The sequence below is a fragment of the Nocardia sp. NPDC019323 genome (assembly GCF_044389845.1).
Classification (GTDB): domain Bacteria; phylum Actinomycetota; class Actinomycetes; order Mycobacteriales; family Mycobacteriaceae; genus Nocardia; species Nocardia implantans.
On record NZ_JBIRYN010000006.1, the window covers coordinates 1 to 18,616 of the forward strand.

19 protein-coding genes are annotated in these 18,616 nt (G+C 67.4%); all 19 read right to left on the reverse strand.

All coding sequences use genetic code 11. The features are described 5' to 3' along the window. Positions 1–458: 458 nt before the first annotated feature. Positions 459–1,718, reverse strand: a complete 1,260-nt coding sequence (gene murA / locus ACH49X_RS22110) for a UDP-N-acetylglucosamine 1-carboxyvinyltransferase (protein WP_067811483.1) — start codon at positions 1,716–1,718, stop codon at positions 459–461. A 205-nt stretch (positions 1,719–1,923) separates the two neighbouring features. Further along, a complete protein-coding gene (locus ACH49X_RS22115) occupies positions 1,924–2,505 on the reverse strand; it encodes a cob(I)yrinic acid a,c-diamide adenosyltransferase (protein ID WP_195080609.1) in 582 nt (193 codons plus the stop codon). A 57-nt stretch (positions 2,506–2,562) separates the two neighbouring features. Continuing rightward, entirely contained in the window at positions 2,563–2,985 is a 423-nt protein-coding gene (locus ACH49X_RS22120) for a DUF2550 domain-containing protein (RefSeq protein ID WP_067811477.1), read from the reverse strand. A 254-nt stretch (positions 2,986–3,239) separates the two neighbouring features. Next, entirely contained in the window at positions 3,240–3,617 is a 378-nt protein-coding gene (locus ACH49X_RS22125) for a F0F1 ATP synthase subunit epsilon (RefSeq protein ID WP_159839198.1), read from the reverse strand. 6 nt (positions 3,618–3,623) lie between these two features. Next, positions 3,624–5,072 carry a F0F1 ATP synthase subunit beta gene (atpD, locus tag ACH49X_RS22130; protein ID WP_067811471.1) on the reverse strand — a complete coding sequence of 483 codons (1,449 nt, stop codon included), beginning with the start codon at positions 5,070–5,072 and terminating at the stop codon, positions 3,624–3,626. A 51-nt stretch (positions 5,073–5,123) separates the two neighbouring features. Next, entirely contained in the window at positions 5,124–6,095 is a 972-nt protein-coding gene (locus ACH49X_RS22135) for a F0F1 ATP synthase subunit gamma (RefSeq protein WP_067811469.1), read from the reverse strand. 126 nt (positions 6,096–6,221) lie between these two features. Continuing rightward, positions 6,222–7,859 carry a F0F1 ATP synthase subunit alpha gene (atpA, locus tag ACH49X_RS22140; RefSeq protein WP_067811466.1) on the reverse strand — a complete coding sequence of 546 codons (1,638 nt, stop codon included), beginning with the start codon at positions 7,857–7,859 and terminating at the stop codon, positions 6,222–6,224. 54 nt (positions 7,860–7,913) lie between these two features. Next, on the reverse strand, positions 7,914–8,723 hold the full coding sequence (locus ACH49X_RS22145; protein WP_195080608.1) for a F0F1 ATP synthase subunit delta: 810 nt from the start codon (positions 8,721–8,723) through the stop codon (positions 7,914–7,916). A gap of 19 nt (positions 8,724–8,742) precedes the next feature. Beyond that, positions 8,743–9,303, reverse strand: a complete 561-nt coding sequence (locus tag ACH49X_RS22150) for a F0F1 ATP synthase subunit B (RefSeq protein WP_067811460.1) — start codon at positions 9,301–9,303, stop codon at positions 8,743–8,745. A gap of 5 nt (positions 9,304–9,308) precedes the next feature. Further along, positions 9,309–9,557, reverse strand: coding sequence for an ATP synthase F0 subunit C (locus ACH49X_RS22155; RefSeq protein WP_039796339.1), 249 nt, complete (start codon positions 9,555–9,557; stop codon positions 9,309–9,311). A 78-nt stretch (positions 9,558–9,635) separates the two neighbouring features. Then, positions 9,636–10,484 carry a F0F1 ATP synthase subunit A gene (gene atpB / locus ACH49X_RS22160; protein ID WP_357208985.1) on the reverse strand — a complete coding sequence of 283 codons (849 nt, stop codon included), beginning with the start codon at positions 10,482–10,484 and terminating at the stop codon, positions 9,636–9,638. A 269-nt stretch (positions 10,485–10,753) separates the two neighbouring features. Next, positions 10,754–11,209 carry a hypothetical protein gene (locus tag ACH49X_RS22165; protein WP_357103590.1) on the reverse strand — a complete coding sequence of 152 codons (456 nt, stop codon included), beginning with the start codon at positions 11,207–11,209 and terminating at the stop codon, positions 10,754–10,756. A gap of 11 nt (positions 11,210–11,220) precedes the next feature. Next, the gene (locus ACH49X_RS22170) at positions 11,221–12,378 is read right to left on the reverse strand and encodes a glycosyltransferase family 4 protein (RefSeq protein WP_195080605.1); all 1,158 of its coding nucleotides are present in this window, start codon (positions 12,376–12,378) and stop codon (positions 11,221–11,223) included. Continuing rightward, on the reverse strand, positions 12,375–13,043 hold the full coding sequence (locus ACH49X_RS22175) for an L-threonylcarbamoyladenylate synthase (RefSeq protein ID WP_195080651.1): 669 nt from the start codon (positions 13,041–13,043) through the stop codon (positions 12,375–12,377). The genes ACH49X_RS22170 and ACH49X_RS22175 overlap by 4 nt, the downstream gene beginning before the upstream one ends. A gap of 541 nt (positions 13,044–13,584) precedes the next feature. Next, entirely contained in the window at positions 13,585–14,460 is an 876-nt protein-coding gene (prmC, locus tag ACH49X_RS22180) for a peptide chain release factor N(5)-glutamine methyltransferase (RefSeq protein ID WP_357103594.1), read from the reverse strand. Further along, complete coding sequence (gene prfA, locus ACH49X_RS22185) at positions 14,457–15,527, reverse strand: peptide chain release factor 1 (protein WP_195080603.1); 1,071 nt, start codon at positions 15,525–15,527, stop codon at positions 14,457–14,459. The genes prmC and prfA overlap by 4 nt, the downstream gene beginning before the upstream one ends. 81 nt (positions 15,528–15,608) lie before the next feature. Continuing rightward, positions 15,609–15,839 (reverse strand): 50S ribosomal protein L31, encoded by a 231-nt coding sequence (rpmE, locus tag ACH49X_RS22190; RefSeq protein WP_011207583.1) that lies wholly within the window; start codon positions 15,837–15,839, stop codon positions 15,609–15,611. A gap of 424 nt (positions 15,840–16,263) precedes the next feature. Further along, on the reverse strand, positions 16,264–16,425 hold the full coding sequence (locus ACH49X_RS22195; protein WP_323123962.1) for a hypothetical protein: 162 nt from the start codon (positions 16,423–16,425) through the stop codon (positions 16,264–16,266). Between the two features lie 49 nt (positions 16,426–16,474). Then, positions 16,475–18,544 carry a transcription termination factor Rho gene (gene rho, locus ACH49X_RS22200; protein WP_397070706.1) on the reverse strand — a complete coding sequence of 690 codons (2,070 nt, stop codon included), beginning with the start codon at positions 18,542–18,544 and terminating at the stop codon, positions 16,475–16,477. Positions 18,545–18,616: the final 72 nt, after the last annotated feature.

The following is an 18,616-nucleotide window of genomic DNA, read 5'->3' on the forward strand; positions in this document are numbered from 1 at the left end:
AGTCCGAAAACCCAGCAAAACAATCGCCAGCCGGAAATTAGCTGACTAAAAATGTCCGACCCTCCACACGGGGGTATGAAGAGCCGAAACCAAAATAATTGGCACTGACATTCATCGACACACTATTGAGTTCTCAAAGAACACACGCACACACCATCGTTCGGTTTGAACCGATTGATCGGTGAAGCAACTTTTCCAGCTTAGCTCAGCCGTGAACCCAGTTGCAAACTGGGACCTCGTTCGAGCTAGTGTGATCGTCAGGCGCTCCTCGTCCTACCTCGTTTCCCTGGCCTCTCGCTCAGCGTTTCCGCTCAGCTCCTGGGCCCCGGGTCGGTGTCCGTGTCGCTCTGACTTGGAATAAGTTACGTGTCTGCGTGCACCATGTCAAATCCCCTGGTCAGCACGCGTTTTGCGGAACACTTTCGGTAACTCGCCCACTGACCCGAACGCCGCGGCGCTCAATCCGTGACGCCGACCCGCGTGACATCGCCACCGAGCGCCTGCAGCTGCTCGACGAAATTCGGATATCCGCGGTCGATGTGGAAGACGTCGTGCACTTCGGTGGTCCCGTCGGCCACCAAGCCCGCGAGGACCAAACCCGCGCCGGCCCGGATGTCCGACGACCACACCGGCGCACTCGACAACCGCGGGATCCCGCGCACCACCGCGTGGTGCCCATCGGTGCGCGCGTCGGCGCCGAGCCGGATCATCTCCTCCACGAACCGGAAGCGCGCCTCGAAGATGTTCTCGGTGATCATCGAGGTGCCGTCCGCGATGGACGCGAGCCCGATGGCCATCGGCTGCAGGTCGGTGGGGAAACCGGGGAACGGCAGGGTGGAGAAGTTGACCGCGCGCGGACGCTCGGCCTGGACCACCCGGAAGCCGTCCTGCTCGAAAGAGATGCGTGCCCCCGCTGACCGCAGCTTGTCCAGCACCAGCGAGAGGTGCTTGGGGTTCACGCCGGTGACCCGGATGTCGCCGAGGGTCATGGCGGCGGCGATGCCCCAGGTCGCGGCGACGATGCGGTCTCCGATCACGCGGTGCGTGGTCGGGTGGAGACGTTCGACCCCCTGAATGGTGAGCACCGAAGTTCCCGCGCCGCTGATCCGCGCGCCCATCTGCACGAGCATGTTGCACAGATCGACGATGTCGGGCTCGCGCGCCGCGTTGTCGATCACCGTCTCGCCCTCGGCGAGCACCGCCGCCATGAGGATGTTCTCGGTCGCGCCGACCGAGGGGAAGTCCAGGCGGATCCGAGCGCCCTGCAACTCGTCGGCCTTGGCCACCACACAGCCGTGTTCGATCTCGCTGGTCGCGCCGAGCAGGCGCAGACCGGCCTGATGCATGTCCAGGGGGCGGGAGCCGATGGCGTCACCGCCGGGCAGCGCGACGACGGCGCGCTTGCACCGCGCCATCAGCGGACCGAGCACGCACACCGACGCGCGGAACTGGGTCACCGCGGGGAAGTCCGCGTGATACTTCGGTTCGGCGGGCGTGGTGATGCTGACCACGCCGCCGTCGATGGTCACGTCGCAGCCGAGTCCGCGCAGGACATCACCCATCAGCGGCACGTCGAGGATGTCCGGACAGTTCGTGATCGTGGTGGTGCCCTCGGCCAGCAACGCAGCGGCCATCAGTTTGAGGACGCTGTTCTTGGCGCCCCCCACCGTGACCTCACCGACGAGTCGATTTCCGCCGGTAACCAAAAACCGTTCCATGCCGCCTCTCCGCGTATTCGGCGCACTGTTGGTGCAAGGATAGTTGGGGCGGCGCACTACGGTGCCGCCTCTCCACGACTCCCCTCGCCTCCGGACGTTTTCGCCGTTGGAGCGAGTGCCGCGGGATGGGCGTACTGCGATCTGCGAGACCTTGGCTGGCCATACCCAGTGATCGTTCGGGTACTCGCCTGGCGGTGCTACGCGATCAGACGCCCGGCCGTTCTCCGCCGGGCTTCCACAGGATATCGCCGCCGGGATTGGCCACCCGGCTCAGGATGAACAGCAGGTCCGAGAGGCGATTGAGGTACTTGGCCGGCAACACGTTGGTGTCCTCCGGATGGGTCTCGATCGCCGCCCAGGCCGAGCGCTCCGCGCGGCGGGCGACCGTACGCGCGGTGTGCAGCAGCGCCGCCAGCGGCGTACCGCCGGGCAGGATGAACGAATCGAGCGCGGGCAGCCCGGAATTGAACTCGTCGCACCATGCTTCGAGCCGATCGATGTAGGGCTGGGTGACCCGCAGCGGCGGGTACTTCGGCTCCGCGACCACGGGGGTGGAGAGATCGGCCCCGGCATCGAACAGATCGTTCTGTATCTGCCGCAGCACCGCGAGCATCGTTTCGTCCGGGTGGCCGAGGGCGATCGCGACGCCGATGGCGGCGTTCGTCTCATCGCAGTCGGCGTAGGCGACCAAGCGTGGGTCGGTTTTCGCGACCCGGGAGAAGTCGCTCAATCCCGTGGTCCCGTCATCGCCGGTCCTGGTGTAGATCCGGGTCAAGTGCACGCTCACAGCACAACCCTAACGGGCGCGGCGGGCTCGGACTGCCGATGGCCGTCGGACCGGGGACTACAGGCCCGGCATCCGCCGGGTGCGATCGGAGGGGCGGGACTCCACCCAGGAGAGAAAAGCGGTCAAGGAGTCGCGGTCGAGGGCCAGCTCGAAGTCGCCCGCGCGGTCGGACACCGCGATCACGGCGATGTCGTCGGTCATGATGTCGTACTCGTCGCCGCGCGGACCGCGGCGATCGCCGATCTCGATGCCCTGCCGCTGAATAGTGGAGTCGGGGCCGAGTTTCAAGCTGGTGAGTTTGAAGAAGACGAGACGATCCTCGTCGTAGCGGATCAGTCCGTGCCGCCACCCCTGACCGCCGCGAGCGGGGAGGACACGCAGAATCGCGGCGGTTCCGCCGCGCCGCAGCATGATCAGGCGGTAAGTCGAAGCGAGGGCGAGGAACACGAGCGTCAGCACCAGAATGATCAGGAGAACCATCCCGGTTTGCAATGCGTTCGTCCCTTCGCTCCGCCGCCGTGTGATCCACACGGTATTCCACTGGCGATGTTCACAAGCTCTTCGTGGTCAGCAGGCTTCCGCCGCCGAGCCCGATGCGTACACCGCGTGCGGTCATTCAATCACGGCCCCGAGTTTACAAATGCCCCGGCCGTGTCCGACTCGCCTGAAAGACGCTGTCGGCGGTGAAGAAGGCTTCACCGCCGACAGCGATCGTTCTCGATAACAGGTTGTGGTCAGGCGTTCGCGGTCTGCTCGACCGCGCGCACCCGAGCCTGCGCGGCCCGCTGCTGCTCCTCGCTGGCGTCGGAGTCGGCCAGCACCCGGCGGGCCTCCTCGACGTCCACCTCGTCGGCGAATTCCGCCGACTCGGCGAGCACCCGAACCGAGTTCGCGGTCACCGAGAAGAAGCCGCCGTGCACGGCGGCGACGACCCGCTGACCATCGGTGTCCACGATCGTCACGGTGCCGCCCTCGACCAGCTGGCCGAGCAGCGGCTCATGGCCGGCCATGATGCCGATCTGGCCCTCGGTGGTCTGCGCGCTGACGAACGTCGCCTGGCCGGACCAGAGCAGGCGTTCGACCGCGACGAGATCGACTGACATTTCCGCCATCGGTGACTACTTTCCGAGGATCTTCTTGGCGGCCGCCTCGACGTCGTCGAGACCACCGCAGCTGTTGAAGGCCTGCTCCGGGTAGTTGTCGAACTCGCCCTTGCAGACCCGGTCGAAGTCGTCGATGGTCTGCTCGAGCGGCACGACCGAACCCGGCTGACCGGTGAACTTCTCGGCCACGATGAAGTTCTGGCCGAGGAACTTCTCCAGACGACGGGCGCGGCCGACGAGCACCTTGTCCTCTTCGGACAGCTCGTCCATACCGAGGATGGCGATGATGTCCTGCAGCTCCTTGTACTTCTGCAGGATCCGCTTCACCTCGTTGGCCACCCGGAAGTGCCGGTCGCCGACGATCGAGGCCTCCAGGATGCGGGAGGTCGAGGTCAGCGGATCGACGGCCGGGTAGATGCCCTTCTGCGAGATCGGGCGGGAGAGCTCGGTCGTCGCGTCGAGGTGGGCGAAGGTGGTCGCCGGAGCCGGGTCGGTGTAGTCGTCGGCGGGCACGTAGATCGCCTGCAGCGACGTGATGGACCGACCACGGGTCGAGGTGATGCGCTCCTGCAGCTCACCCATCTCGTCGGCCAGCGTGGGCTGGTAACCGACGGCGGAGGGCATGCGGCCGAGCAGGGTCGAGACCTCGGAACCGGCCTGGGTGAACCGGAAGATGTTGTCGATGAACAGCAGCACGTCCTGGTGCTGCACGTCGCGGAAGTACTCGGCCATCGTCAGGGCCGAGAGGGCGACGCGCATACGGGTGCCCGGCGGCTCGTCCATCTGGCCGAAGACGAGGGCGGTGTCCTGAAGGACGCCCATCTCCTCCATCTCCAGGCGCAGGTCGGTGCCCTCACGGGTGCGCTCGCCGACGCCGGCGAACACCGAGGTGCCGGAGAACTCCCGCGCGATACGGGTGATCATCTCCTGGATCAGGACGGTCTTGCCGACGCCGGCGCCACCGAACAGACCGATCTTGCCACCCTTCACGTACGGGGTGAGCAGGTCGATGACCTTGATGCCCGTCTCCAGGATCTCGGTCTTGCCCTCGAGCTGGTCGAACGACGGCGGCTTGCGGTGGATGCCCCACTGCTCGCCATCGCGGCCGAGGCCGGGGGTGTCCAGGCAGTCGCCGAGCGCGTTGAAGACGTGGCCCTTGACCACGTCACCGACCGGCACCGAGATCGGCTTGCCGGTGTCGGTGACGGTGGCGCCGCGGACCAGGCCGTCGGTCGGCTGCATCGAGATGGTGCGCACGATGTTGTCGCCGAGGTGCTGGGCGACCTCGAGGGTCAGGGTCTTGGCCACCGAGGTCAGGGTGATCTCGGCGTGCAGAGCGTTGAACAGCTCGGGGATGGCTCCGCGCGGGAACTCGACGTCCACGACGGGGCCGATGACCCGGACGACGCGACCTGCGGCGCCGCCGGTCCGGCTCGTGTTGTCTTGAGTGACAGCTGCGGTCATTGGTGTTGGTTCTCTCCGTGTCGATGTGCGGCTCTCGGGAGCCGCAGGCGCTTAGTCGCGGTCCGAGCTCGACGCCAGCGCGTTCACGCCGCCGACGATTTCGCTGATTTCCTGCGTGATCTGGGCCTGACGCACCGAGTTCGCCTCGCGCTGGAGCACGCTCGCGAGCTCGTTGGCGTTGTCGGTGGCGGCCTTCATTGCGGTGCGCCGAGCCGCTGACTCGGATGCCGCTGCCTCGAGCAACGACGCGTAGATGCGCGTGTTGACGTACTTCGGCAGCAGCGCCGCCAGCAGCACATCGGCGTCGGGCTCGAATTCGTACTGCGCGTGGACGTCCGCGGTCGGGGAATCCGACACGATGTCCTCACCCAGGTCGAAGTTCTCGTCGACGTAGCTCACCTGGATCGGCGCCAAGCGGCGCACCTCAGGGGTCTGCGTCAGCATCGACACGAAGCGGGTGTACACGACGTGCAGCTCGTCGACACCGGCGATGTCACCCGTGCCGTTCGGAGCCGGCACGGCCCCGTCGGAGCCCGCCATGAAGGCATCGACCAGGTGGTGGCAGGCCGACGAAGCATCGGTGTACTTCGGCTGCTGCGAGAACCCGGTCCACGCCGACACGTACGGACGGTTGCGGAAGGCGTAATACGTCAGGCCCTTGTTGCCCATGACGTAGAGCACCGGTTCCTTGCCCTCGTCGCGCAGGGTGGTCATCAGCTCTTCGGCGCGCTTGAGCACGTTCGAGTTGTAGCCACCGCACATGCCGCTGTCACTGGTGATCACCAGCACGGCTGCCCGGCGCGGGTTGGGACGCTCGGTCAGCAGCGGATGCGACAGGTTCTTCGACGCGCTCGCCAGCTCACTGAGGACCTTGGTGATCTCCTCCGCGTACGGCTTCGCGGCCGCGACCCTCGCCTGGGCCTTGGAGATGCGCGAGGTCGCGATCAGCTCCTGGGCCTTGGTGATCTTCTTGATCGAATTCACACCACGAATGCGGGAGCGCAATTCACGCAAACTTGCCATCAGCGGTTCACACTCCCTTCATTCGCTGCGTGGGATGGGCGGCGTCCGCCGGGCAGGAAGTGGTCGCTTCCACTTCCCTGCCCGTCGCGTCCGCCGCGGATCGAATAGCGCATTTGCCGGCTCGCGTTACTTCTCGACGTGCTTGCGGGTCACCGACAGCGACTCGACCTCTTCGTGGTCGAGCTGACCCGCCTCGGCCTCGTTCACCACGGGGGTGCCGTCGGAGGTGAGGAAGGTGCCGAGGAACTTCTTGGTCGCCGCCTCGACCTGCTCGGCCGCCTCGCCGTCGAGCACCTTGCCGCCCTCGATCGCCTTGAACGCGTCGGCGGCGCTGCGGTGCAGATCCTCGAGCAGTTCGGCGTTGAAGCGGCGGATGTCGGCGACCGGGATCGAGTCGAAGTGGCCGCGGTCGACCAGGTAGATCGAGATGATCTGGTCCTCGACCGGCACCGGCGAGTACTGGTCCTGCTTGAGCAGCTCGACCCAGCGGGCGCCGCGCTCGAGCTGAGCCAGCGAGGCCGCGTCCAGGTCGGAGGCGAAGGCGGAGAACGCCTCCAGCTCGCGGTACTGCGCCAGCTCGAGGCGCAGCGAACCGGCGACCTTCTTCATGCCCTTGGTCTGGGCGGCGCCACCGACGCGGGAGACCGAGGTACCGACGTTGATCGCCGGGCGGACGCCCTTGTTGAACAGGTCGGACTCGAGGAACACCTGGCCGTCGGTGATGGAGATCACGTTGGTCGGGATGAACGCCGAGATGTCGTTGGCCTTGGTCTCGATGATCGGCAGACCGGTCATCGAGCCGCCGCCCAGCTCGTCGGACAGCTTCGCGCAGCGCTCCAGCAGACGGGAGTGCAGGTAGAAGACGTCACCGGGGTAGGCCTCGCGGCCCGGCGGACGACGCAGCAGCAGCGAGATGGCGCGGTAGGCCTCGGCCTGCTTGGTCAGGTCGTCGAACACGATGAGCACGTGCTTGCCCTGGTACATCCAGTGCTGGCCGATGGCCGAACCGGTGTAGGGGGCCAGCCACTTGAAGCCGGCGGAGTCGGAGGCCGGGGCGGCGACGATGGTGGTGTACTCCAGCGCGCCGTGCTGCTCCAGCGCGGCCTTCACGCCCGCGATGGTGGAGCCCTTCTGGCCGATGGCGACGTAGATGCAGCGGACCTGCTTGGTCGGGTCGCCGGTCTCCCAGTTGGCCTTCTGGTTCAGGATCGCGTCGATGCAGACCGCGGTCTTGCCGGTCTTGCGGTCGCCGATGATCAGCTGACGCTGGCCGCGGCCGATGGCGGTCAGCGCGTCGATCGCGGTGATGCCGGTGGCCAGCGGCTCCTCGACCGGCTGGCGCTCCAGCACGGTCGCGGCCTGCAGCTCGAGCACGCGCTGTTCCTCGGACTCGATCTCGCCGAGGCCGTCGATCGGCTGGCCCAGCGGGTTCACCACGCGGCCGAGGAACTTGTCGCCGACCGGAACCGAGAGCACGTCACCGGTCCTGCGGACCTCCTGGCCCTCCTCGATCTCGGCGAACTCGCCGAGGATGACCGCACCGATCTCACGGTCCTCGAGGTTCAGCGCGACGCCGAGCACGCCGCCCGGGAACTCGAGCAGCTCGTTGGCCATCGCCGAAGGCAGGCCGCTGACGTGCGCGATGCCGTCACTGGTGTCGGTGACCACACCGACTTCTTCGATGGAGGTCTCGGGGGTGTAGCTCTTGGTGTAGCTCTCGATCGCGCTACGGATCTCGTCGGAGGAGATCGTCAGCTCCGCCATGTTCTTCCTGCTCTCGCTGTCTGGGTCTGGAATGTCGGGGGTGGTGGAAGCGCGCTAGGTCAGGGCCCTGCGCATCTTCTCCAGTCGGCCGATGGCGCTGCCGTCGATCACGTCGTCACCGACGCGCACCACGACTCCGCTCAGCAAACTCGGGTCGACCTGGATGTGCACCGTGGTCGCCTTGCCGTAGATGCGCCGCAGCGAGGCGGCCAGCCGGTCGCGCTGCTGCTCGGTGAGCCCGATCGCGGCGCGCACGTGCGCGACGATCTGATCGCGGCGCGCCGCCGCGAGGTCGGACAGCTCGTCGAAGGCGGCGCTGATGCCCGACCGCTGCCTGGTCACCACCTGCTCCGCCAGGGTCAGGGTGATGGGCTCCGTCTTGCCCGCGAGCAGCCGTTGGACCAGCTCGCCCTTGGCCGAAGCCGGCTGCGACCGGTCCGAGAGCGCCTGCTCCAACTCGGGATTGTCGCTGATGATCCGGCCGAGCCGGAACAGCTCGTCCTCGACCGCTTCGATCCGGCCGCGCTGGGCCGCCGACTCCAGCAACGCCTCCTGGCCGAGCAACACCAAGGTGTCCACCAGGTCGGAGGTGCGCGACCAGTTCTCGGCCACCGCGGTGGTCAGCACTGCCAGCGTGGCAGCGCTGACCTTGCCGCCGAAAACCCGCTCGCTGAGTTCCGCGCGCACGGAACCCGGCACCGACACGTCCGCGAGCGCCACACGCAGCGAACGCTGGTCGTCCAGCACGGCGACAACGGCGAACAGTTCCGAGCCCGTCGTGGCCGCAGCACTGTCGCTTCCGGTCAGAGCGGCCCGAAGCGCCTCCCGAGACCGGGCACTGGCCTCGCGGCTCGCTGCGTACATGCTTCTCACTTTCGCGTCGTTACCTTCCGACCCCGATGCCTGCGTCGGTCTGGTCGAGCTCGTCGAGGAACCGGTCGATCGAGGCCGCCTGCTTGGCCTCGTCCGAAACCGACTGCCCGATGATCTTCTCGGCCAGGTCGACGGCCGTGCGGCCGACCTCGTGGCGCAGCTCCGTCAGGATCTGCTGGCGCTGTGCTTCCAGCTGGGTGTGGCCCGCCGCGATGATGCGGTCGGCCTCGGCCTGGGCCTCCGAGCGCATCTGCGCCAGGATCTCCTGGCCCTGGGTGCGCGCGTCCTCACGGATGCGCGCGGCCTCGAGCCGGGCGTCGGCCAGTTGCTGCTGGTACTGCTGCAGGGTGAGCTGAGCTTCTTCCTGCGCGGCTTCCGCGCGAGCGATGCCGCCTTCGATCTTCTCGGAACGCTCGTCGAGCGTCTTCATCAAGCGCGGGACCACGTACTTGTAGAACAGGGCCGCGATGATGACGACGCAGACGATCGACCAGACGATGTCGTACGTTTCGGGGACGAGAGGATTCACATCCTCTCCCTCCGCCGCCGCGAGCAAAACTGACTCGTACATCGGAATCAGAAAATGAAGCCGGCGACGAGACCGATGAGGGCGAGGGCCTCGGTGAACGCGATACCGAGGAACATGTTGGTGCGGATCGTGCCCTGCAGCTCGGGCTGACGCGCGATGCCCTCGATCGCCTTACCGACGACGATGCCGACGCCGATGCCGGGGCCGATCGCGGCGAGACCGTAGCCGACGGCGCCCAGGCCCTTGAAGGTGCTCTCGTTGGTGGCGGCTTCCTGGGCCAGGTAAGCGAGGCTCATGAGTCTTCCATTCCCTTTCTGTTGCTCACCCGCCGGTCGGCGTGGTGTAGCAGGTTTCCGGTAGTTGTGTCGGTCGGGTCAGTGATCGGCCGCGTGCTGTGCGAGTCCGATGTATACGGCGGTCAGCAGCGCAAACACGTAAGCCTGCAGGAAGATGACCAACAGCTCGAAGAGCGTGAATCCGAGTCCGGCCAGCAGCGAGAACGGCGAGAACACCTTCATCCACGCGGTGGCGTCGAACAGGAAGAACCAGGTCGCGCTGAAGAACAGCACCAGCATGATGTGGCCGGCCAGCATGTTCGCCATGAGTCGGACGGTCAGCGTGAACGGGCGCAGGATGAAGGTCGAGACGAACTCGATCGGAATCAGCAGCACGTGCAGCGCGGGGGGAACGTTCGGAACGACGATGCTGCTGCGCATGTAGTTGAAGAAGCCGTACTTCCTGATACCGACGTAGTTGAACGCCAGGTACGCGATGACGGCCAGCACCAGCGGCATGCCGATTCGGGCGTTCGACGAGATGTTCAACCCCGGAACGACACCCGAGAAGTTCAGAAAGAGGACCGTGAAGAAGATCGTCGCGATCAGCGGGAAGAACTTCCGTCCCGTCTCCTTGCCGAGAACCTCGTCGCAGATCTGCTCCTTGACGAAGACCAGGCCGATTTCGGCGACATTCTGCAGGCCGCGCGGAACGACCCGGGGCGAGCGGAATGCCAGCACCATCACGACCACGAGAACGGCCGTCATCAGAATGCGGATCAGCATCAATCGATCGAGTTCGAACGGCGTTCCCTCGAACAGCACAGCTGGAGGGAAGAAGTCGGTAAGCGACGGCGCGTGGAACTCGGCCGCCAGAGTGGTGACGCTCAGCGTTCTCTCCCGTGTTCGGGCCGCGGGTACGGTCATTCCCGCGGTTCGATCGGACATTGACGATCAATTTGGGTCGACTCAGGTCGGCTCGAAGTTCGTCAGCAGCTGTGCGGTGGTTCGAAATCCACCAGGCGTCTGTACGTGTGTCGGCGACATTCGTCGACATGCAGAACCGGAACACCCCTCGGAGCCCGGCACGGCAGTAAGCATAGCGACCCATGCAGGGGATCTCGGCGGTGACCCCTCACTGATCCCCGACTTGGTCGCTTGCTTACCAACACTTTACCAAGTCATCTACGACAGCGTGTAGGGGGTGGGGGTTTTCGTTACTCCCGAGTACCGGACGCGGGTTCGGAGTCGGTCGTCGTGACGTACGGAACCTTCTGCCGCACAACGCCATAGGTCTCCGCGCCGAGCACGATGATCAAGGCGCCGACCACGGTGAAGAACAGGACGACGCGGTCGTAGAAGTCGAACCGCTGGAGGATCGCGACGACGATCAGCGCCACCAGGAGCTTGAGCACCCAGCTGACCAGCATGACCAGACCAGCGGTGCTCGGCGGCAGTTTCGCGCCGAACAGCACCACGGCCGCGGTGGTGAGGATGAAGCCGCCGCCGATCGCGGCGCCGAGCACCGCGCCCCAGACGCCGGGGACACCCGAGACGGCCGCGCCGAGCGCGACCGACAGGACCACCAGCACGCCCAGGCCGATCAGGCCGTAACGCAGCGCGGAGCGCAGCGGCGCGTCGGGGCCGGGGACGGGTCTGGGTGTGAAGCTCACAGCCGCCGACTTTACCCGGACGCCGATCCGTCGCCCGCCGGGTCCCCACGCCGCAGCCCGGGAACGGCGGTGATCACCAACGCGAAAACCAGCCCGCCCGCCATCAGCAATACGACCAGCCTGCGATCCATCAGCGAGGTGCCGACCGCGCCGAAGGCGAGCACGCCGACCCACAAATAGATCAGCAACACCACGCGCCGATGGGAATGACCGATCTGCAGCAAGCGATGATGCAGGTGCATTTTGTCCGGCGTCGAGAAACTCACGCCGGCGCGCACCCGGCGCACAATGGCGAGCAACAGGTCGAGCACCGGAATGAACATCACCGCGCCGACCAGCAACAGCGGAGAAAGCAGACCGACGATGTCGCGCGGGCCGTATCCCTGCAGCGGGATTCGCCCCGAGGCGCCGGTCGAGACCGCGGCCAGCATCAATCCGATGAGCATCGAGCCGGAGTCGCCCATGAAAATGCGGGCGGGCTGGAAATTGTGCGGCAGGAATCCCAGGCAGCCACCCGCGAGCGCCGCGGCGAGCAGCGCGGGCGGATAGGTGTCGACCGAGCCGCCCTGCTCGTTCATCAGACCGAGGCAGAACACGAAGACCGCCAGCGCGGCGATCAGTCCCAAACCCGCCGCCAAGCCGTCCAGACCGTCGACGAAGTTCATGGCGTTGACCAGGGTGACGGTGACCGCGACCGTGACCAGACCGCCCTGCAGTCCGTCCAGCACCACCGTGGTGTTGCTGAACGGGTTGTAGATGACGTACCAGCCAAGGCCCATGACGGCCATCACGCCCGCCGCCGTCACCTGACCCGCGAACTTCGTCAGCGCGTCGAGCCCCCAGCGGTCGTCGACGATGCCGACCAGCACGATGATCGTGGCGGCCACCAGCACGGCGATCGGGATATTGGGTTTGTAGTCGAAGCCGCTGCGCAGCGCGGGCAGCTGGTGGGCGAACAGCACCGCGGCGACCACGCCGATGTACATGCCGACGCCGCCCATCCGCGGAATCGGTTTGACGTGCACGTCGCGGTCACGCGGCACGGCCACCGCGCCGAAGCCGATCGCGAGCACCCGCACCCCACCGGTGGCCAGGAACGTCACCACCGCGGAGATGAGCAGCACGACGAGCAGCTCCCGGAGCGGGACGACGGCGCTCGAACCCATCATCCGAGCTGGGCGGCGCCGCTGAGCGCTTCCGGCGACATGCCGAGCACCTCGGCGATGTCGGCGACGGGCACCGCGCCCACGCGCAGGATCCGCGGCTGGTCGGCGGTCAGGTCCACGATGGTCGAGGCGACCGCGTGTTCGGCAGGGCCGCCGTCGAGATACACCCCCACCAGGTCGCCGAGCTGCTCGCGGGCCTCGGCGGCGGTCTTCGCGGGCGGTTGCCCCGACACGTTGGCGCTGGACACCGCCAGCGGACCGACCTCACGCAACAGTTCGAGCGCGACCGGGTGCAGCGGCATCCGCAGCATCACCGTCCCGCGGGTGTCGCCGAGATCCCAGGCGAGCGAAGGCGCTTGCTGCACAACCAGACTCAGACCGCCGGGCCAGAACGCCCGGATCAGCTCGCGCGCCTGCGGGCGCACCGAGAACACCAAGCCGTCGATGGTGTGCCAGGAACCGACGAGCACCGGGACCGGCATGTCCCTGCCGCGGCGCTTGGCCGCGAGCAGCGAACTCACCGCGGCCGAATCGAACGCGTCGGCGCCGAGCCCGTACAGGGTGTCGGTGGGCAGCACGACCAGCCGTCCGGATTTCAGGGCGCTGGTGGCTGCGGACAGTCCGGCGGCGCGCGAGTCGGGATCCGCGCAGTCGTAGACGGTACTCACGGCAACCATCCTGGCATGCTGGGCCGCCTCTCCGAGAACTCAGGCCGTACTAGTGGGGTGAAACGAGAGTTGCGTTGAGGTCTTGCGCCGGGTGCCGAGCGAGTTCTGGGCGTGCCCGGCGAGTTACCCATGTGCGTACGAAATCTGTTGTCACGTGGGATGCGGCGGCTGCCGCCGCGCATCGGGAGCGTCCTCGACGCGACCTTTGCGGCTCGGAACCATGCCTGGATCCGTACTCCGCCGCACCGCACGCCATCGTCTCGCACCCCCGCCGTTGTTCGGTTGCGCGGTGCCGCGTGGAGGTCGCGCCGGTGACGCGTTTGTTCCTCGGCCCAGCGACCGGTCGCGAGACGTCCCGCGCCACCAGTTCATGCGAGGCCGCCTCGCAGTCGTGCAGGCGTCGTCGTGTTGCTTCATCCGGCGGTGCGGTCGTCAGAGGACGCGACCATCAGCGGAATGTGCTCGGTCGGCAGCACAGGCGCCGGGAAGGACCACACGGATTCGGTGCGCAACGGCGCGGGAGACCGTGCAGAGGACCTGCTCATGTGTGCGTTGCGGCGACGAAGCGGGGCTTGCCTGCCAGGTCGGGGTGTTCGACGACGTCGGTGAAGGCGCCGGTGGCGGTGAGGAGGGCGGCGACGCCGGAACCGTTGGTGTCGTCGTGTTCGATGGCGGTGGCTCCGCCGGGGCGCAGCAGTCTGGTGATGTTCGGAATCATGCCGCGGATGACCGATAGACCGTCGGCGCCGCCGAACAGGGCGATGGACGGATCGTGGTCGGCCACTTCGGGGTCGAGGGGAGCGCCTTCGGGGATGTAGGGCGGGTTGGACACCACGATGTCCACGCGGCCGTTCAGGTCGGTGAGCAGGGCGGGATCGGTGGCGTCGTCGGCGTAGAGAGTGATCGGGGTATCGCCCGCGGCGATCCGGTCGTCGGCGTTGCGCCGGGCCCAGACCTGCGCGGCGGGATCGAGTTCCACGGCGTGCACTTCGGCATCGGGGCGCGCGTGTGCGAGGGCCAGTGCCAGCGCGCCCGATCCGGTGCACAGGTCGACAACGATCGGCGCGTGATCGTGCGGCAGCGCCTCCAGCTGCGCCAGCGCCCACGCGTACAGCAACTCGGTCTCCGGGCGCGGTACGAAGACGCCGGGGCCGACCGCGAGGTCCAGCGCGCCCATCACGGCGGTGCCGGTCAAGTGCTGCAACGGGATTCGCTCGGCCCGGCGGGCGACCAGCTCCCGGTAGGCGGCCAGCTGGGCGGGCGAGACGAGCGGGGTCAGCATCAGCCTGGTCCGCTGCACGCCGAGGACGTGCGCAGCCAGATGCTCGGCGTCGGCCTGCGGGCTGTGCACCCCGGCGGTCCGCAACGTCTCGACGGCCTCGTTGATAGCGGGGCGCAGCGCTACTCGGGTGGTCATTCCGCGGCCATACGCGCTTCGCGATCCGCCTTCCCCAGAGCGTCCAGCAGGGCGTCGAGATCCCCGTCCAGCACGGCGTCGAGGTTGTGCGCCTTGAAGCCGATCCGATGGTCGGTGATCCGGTTCTCCGGGAAGTTGTAGGTGCGGATGCGCTCGGAGCGGTCCACCGTGCGGATCTGGCTGGCGCGGCCCGCCGCCGCCTCCTGATCGGCCTGCTCTTCCGCCAGCGCCTGCAGCCGCGCCGCGAGCACCTGCATGGCGCGCGCCTTGTTCTGCAGCTGGGAACGCTCGTTCTGGCAGGTGACCACGATGCCGGAGGGCAGATGGGTGATGCGTACCGCGGAATCGGTGGTGTTGACGCCCTGACCGCCCTTGCCGGAGGAGCGGTACACGTCGATGCGCAGATCGGTCTCGTCGATCTGCACCGCTTCGATCTCGTCGGGTTCCGGGTAGATCAGCACGCCCGCCGCCGAGGTGTGGATGCGGCCCTGCGATTCGGTCACCGGGACGCGCTGCACCCGGTGCACACCGCCCTCGAACTTGAATCGCGACCAGACACCGTCGCGCGCCGCGTCGCGGCTCTTGATCGACAGCGTCGCCTCTTTGTATCCGCCCAGGTCGGACAGGGCGACGTCGAGGATCTCGGCCTTCCAGCCGTGGCGCTCGGCATACCGCACGTACATGCGGGCCAGGTCGGCGGCGAACAGGGCGGACTCCTCGCCGCCCTCGCCGGACTTCACCTCGAGCACGACGTCGTCGCCGTCGTGCGGATCGCGCGGCGCCAACAGGTCGGCGAGGGCCTGTTCCAGTTCCTCGACCTGCCGTTCCAGATCCGGGACCTCCGCGGCGAACGCGGAGTCGTCGGCGGCGAGTTCCTTCGCGGCCGACAGGTCGTCGCGCGCGGTCTCGAGCTTGCGGTAGGTCGCCATGACCGGGGCCAGCTCGGCGAACCGCTTGCCGACCCTGCGCGCGGCGCCCGCATCGTTGTGCAGCGACGGATCGGCCAGCTGCGTCTCCAAGCCGGCGTACTCGGCCAGAATGTCGTCGATGGCGGACGGTTGCGTCACGGTGCTTCCTTCTCCTGGTAGCTGTCCAGACAAAACACCGACGCCCGGCCTGCGCAGCAGGACCGGGCGTCGGCGAGGAAGCTACTTGGCGTCGGCCTTCTTGCCTGCACGCTTGCCGTAGCGGGCCTCGAAGCGGGCCACGCGACCACCGGTGTCGAGGATCTTCTGCTTGCCGGTGTAGAACGGGTGGCACTGCGAGCAGACCTCGACGGTGATGTGTCCCGACTCCTTGGTGCTGCGAGTCTGGAAGGTGTTGCCGCAACCACAGACGACCGTGGTGTCGACATACGCCGGGTGAATTCCTGCCTTCATGGATGTCCTCTCGATTGTGGTCGCCGGGTCGCCCGCGCGAAAGCGCGCGAAGCGTGAACCGGAACCGACTAGGCGGGAGCTCTGCTCACCTGAGCAGACGCAACGACCGTTCAGTATGCCAGAACTGCCGTTACGCTCCCAAAACGCCCCCGGCGAGCGGTTTGTTCCCGCCCAGGTACTCCCCCACCGTTCGCGCCCCCGGAAGTCCGGGCACGCGAATCCGCGCCGCCTCCGGGACCCTGAAGTCGGGTAGTCCGCTACTCACGAATATGAACGAATTCGTTCATAGAGTTGCAGACCTGGTGCACATCGGCGTGCCGAGACAGGAAGGAGACCCCGTGAACATCCGAATCGCGGCCGCGATTTTCGTTCTACTGACTCTCTCGGTCGCCATCGGTGTATCCGCACTCCCCGACCTGGCGAACTATCCCGCGCCGAAGAACGCCGTGTACGTCCAGACCTCGGAATCCGCCACTCCCGATCCCGACGGCGGGGCCTGCGGACTGATCCTCGCGGTCCTGATCGGCGGCGCGGCCACGGTGGGCCTCGTCTTCTTCGCTCCCCAGACGCCGAAAGGGTCCCGCATCAGCGGGACCCTTTCGGCCGTTGTCACGGCGACAACCTGGCGGGACTGCTCACTCGTCGAGCGCGCCCGGCGCGGTCTTGCTCACCTGCATCAAGAACTCGAGGTTGTTCTTGGACTTCTTCAGACGGTCGATCAGCAGATCGATCGCCTGGTGCGAGTCCAGGCCGGACAGCACGCGGCGCAGCTTGTGCAGTACCGCCGCCTCGTCGGGGCTGAGCAGTAGCTCGTCCTTGCGGGTACCGGACGGGTTGACGTCCACCGCGGGGAACACCCTGCGCTCGGCGATCTTGCGATCCAGTTTGAGCTCGGCGTTGCCGGTGCCCTTGAACTCCTCGAAGATCACCGTGTCACCGGTGGAACCGGTCTCCACCATGGCGGTGGCGATGATCGTCAGCGAGCCGCCGTTCTCGATGTTGCGTGCCGCGCCGAGGAACCGCTTGGGCGGGTACAGCGCGGTGGAATCCACACCACCGGAGAGGATTCGGCCCGAGGCGGGCGAGGAGTTGTTGTACGCGCGCCCGAGCCGCGTGATCGAGTCGAGCAGCACGACGACGTCCTTGCCCATCTCCACCAGGCGCTTGGCGCGCTCGATGGCGAGTTCGGCGACCGAGGTGTGGTCCGACGGCGGACGGTCGAAGGTCGAGGCGATGACCTCGCCCTTCACCGAGCGCTGCATGTCGGTGACCTCTTCCGGACGCTCGTCGACCAGCACCACCATCAGGTAGCACTCGGGGTTGTTGGTCGCGATCGCGTTGGCGATGTCCTGCAGGATCGTGGTCTTACCCGCCTTGGGCGGCGACACGATCAGGGCGCGCTGGCCCTTGCCGATCGGCATGATCAGGTCGATCACCCGGGTGGTCAGCTTGTTCGGCTGGGTCTCCAGCCGCAGGCGCTGGTTCGGGTACAGCGGAGTGAGCTTGCCGAACTCGGGACGGCGCTTGGCCGCCTCGACGTCGCCGCCGTTGACCGTGTCCAGCCGCACCAGCGGATCGAACTTCTGGCGCTGGTTGGACTGCTCGCCGTCGCGCGGGGCGCGCACCGCGCCGGTGATCGCGTCGCCGCGGCGCAGGCCGTTCTTGCGGACCAGGTTCATCGACACGTAGACGTCGTTCGGCCCGGCCAGGTAGCCCGACGTGCGGACGAAGGCGTAGTTGTCCAGCACGTCGAGGATGCCTGCGACCGGCTGGAGGACGTCGTCCTCGCGGATCTCCAGCTCGCGCGACTCGCCGCCACCGCCACCGCCGTCACGGTCGCGCCCACGACGACGCTCACGGAAGCGGCGTCCGCGCCGTCCGCGACCGCCCTCTTCGTCGTCACCGCCGCGGCCGCCCGCGCTGCCGTTCTGGCTCTGCTGGCCGCGCTCGCCCTGGCCGCGCTCGCCCTGGCCACGGTCGCCCTGGCCGCGCTCGCCCTGACCACGGTCGCCCTGACCGCGATCGCTTTGCCGGTCACCCTGGCCGCGGTCGCGGCGACGCTCGCCGCCCTGCTCGGCGTCCTGCTTCTGCTCGTCGGCACGGGTCTCGGCGGGTGCGGACTCGGTGGCGGATCGCGCCTGGTCACGGCCGCGCCGCTGCCGGCCGCGGCCACGCTGGCCGCTCTCCCGGCCGGACTCTTCGGTGGTCTCGGTCGCCGTGGACGGCGCCGCGTCGGCGGCGGGCGCGGCATCGGCGGGGGCCGTCTTCGCCGGGGCGGGAGCCTCGCTGGGCGCGGCGGAGGCCGCGGGCGTCACATCGAGGGTCGCCTGCTCGGCCTTGGCGGGCGCCTGCTGCGCTGCAGCGGCGGTCTTGGCGGTGGCACCGGCCTTCGCGGGCGCGTCGGCCTTGGCGGTTGCCGCGGACTTGGCCTCGCTCTTGGCGGGCTTCTCCACCTTCGCCGCCTTGCCCGCGGCCTGATTTTCCTTGATGGCGGCGATCAGATCGCCCTTGCGCATCCCGGAGGTGCCTCGGATACCGAGCTCCCCCGCGAGCGCGCGCAGTTGCGGCAACAACATTCCAGTCAGCCCCGATCGTGCGACGTCGGTGTGTTCGCTCATCTTCGAAATCTGTCCGGATTCACTTTCGCGCTCGCCCGTCGGGCTCGATTCCACGCCGGGTGTCGCGAGCAGGTCCGTATCTGTCACGGAAATCCTTTCCTTCCCTCGATTGCCGTGTGCTGTTTCGAGGGTTCGTCCCGCAGCCCGGGCATTCTGCCG

Excerpts from the sequence above, each read along its gene's own strand:
- murA (WP_067811483.1), bottom strand. The coding sequence starts at position 1,718 with ATGGAACGGTTTTTGGTTACCGGCGGAAATCGACTCGTCGGTGAGGTC.
- ACH49X_RS22120 (WP_067811477.1), bottom strand. The coding sequence starts at position 2,985 with ATGGTTCTCCTGATCATTCTGGTGCTGACGCTCGTGTTCCTCGCCCTC.
- ACH49X_RS22125 (WP_159839198.1), bottom strand. The coding sequence starts at position 3,617 with ATGGCGGAAATGTCAGTCGATCTCGTCGCGGTCGAACGCCTGCTCTGG.
- atpD (WP_067811471.1), bottom strand. The coding sequence starts at position 5,072 with ATGACCGCAGCTGTCACTCAAGACAACACGAGCCGGACCGGCGGCGCC.
- ACH49X_RS22135 (WP_067811469.1), bottom strand. The coding sequence starts at position 6,095 with ATGGCAAGTTTGCGTGAATTGCGCTCCCGCATTCGTGGTGTGAATTCG.
- atpA (WP_067811466.1), bottom strand. The coding sequence starts at position 7,859 with ATGGCGGAGCTGACGATCTCCTCCGACGAGATCCGTAGCGCGATCGAG.
- ACH49X_RS22145 (WP_195080608.1), bottom strand. The coding sequence starts at position 8,723 with ATGTACGCAGCGAGCCGCGAGGCCAGTGCCCGGTCTCGGGAGGCGCTT.
- ACH49X_RS22150 (WP_067811460.1), bottom strand. The coding sequence starts at position 9,303 with ATGTACGAGTCAGTTTTGCTCGCGGCGGCGGAGGGAGAGGATGTGAAT.
- ACH49X_RS22155 (WP_039796339.1), bottom strand. The coding sequence starts at position 9,557 with ATGAGCCTCGCTTACCTGGCCCAGGAAGCCGCCACCAACGAGAGCACC.
- atpB (WP_357208985.1), bottom strand. The coding sequence starts at position 10,484 with ATGTCCGATCGAACCGCGGGAATGACCGTACCCGCGGCCCGAACACGG.
- ACH49X_RS22170 (WP_195080605.1), bottom strand. The coding sequence starts at position 12,378 with ATGATGGGTTCGAGCGCCGTCGTCCCGCTCCGGGAGCTGCTCGTCGTG.
- prmC (WP_357103594.1), bottom strand. The coding sequence starts at position 14,460 with ATGACCACCCGAGTAGCGCTGCGCCCCGCTATCAACGAGGCCGTCGAG.
- rpmE (WP_011207583.1), bottom strand. The coding sequence starts at position 15,839 with ATGAAGGCAGGAATTCACCCGGCGTATGTCGACACCACGGTCGTCTGT.
- ACH49X_RS22195 (WP_323123962.1), bottom strand. The coding sequence starts at position 16,425 with ATGCGGGACCCTTTCGGCGTCTGGGGAGCGAAGAAGACGAGGCCCACC.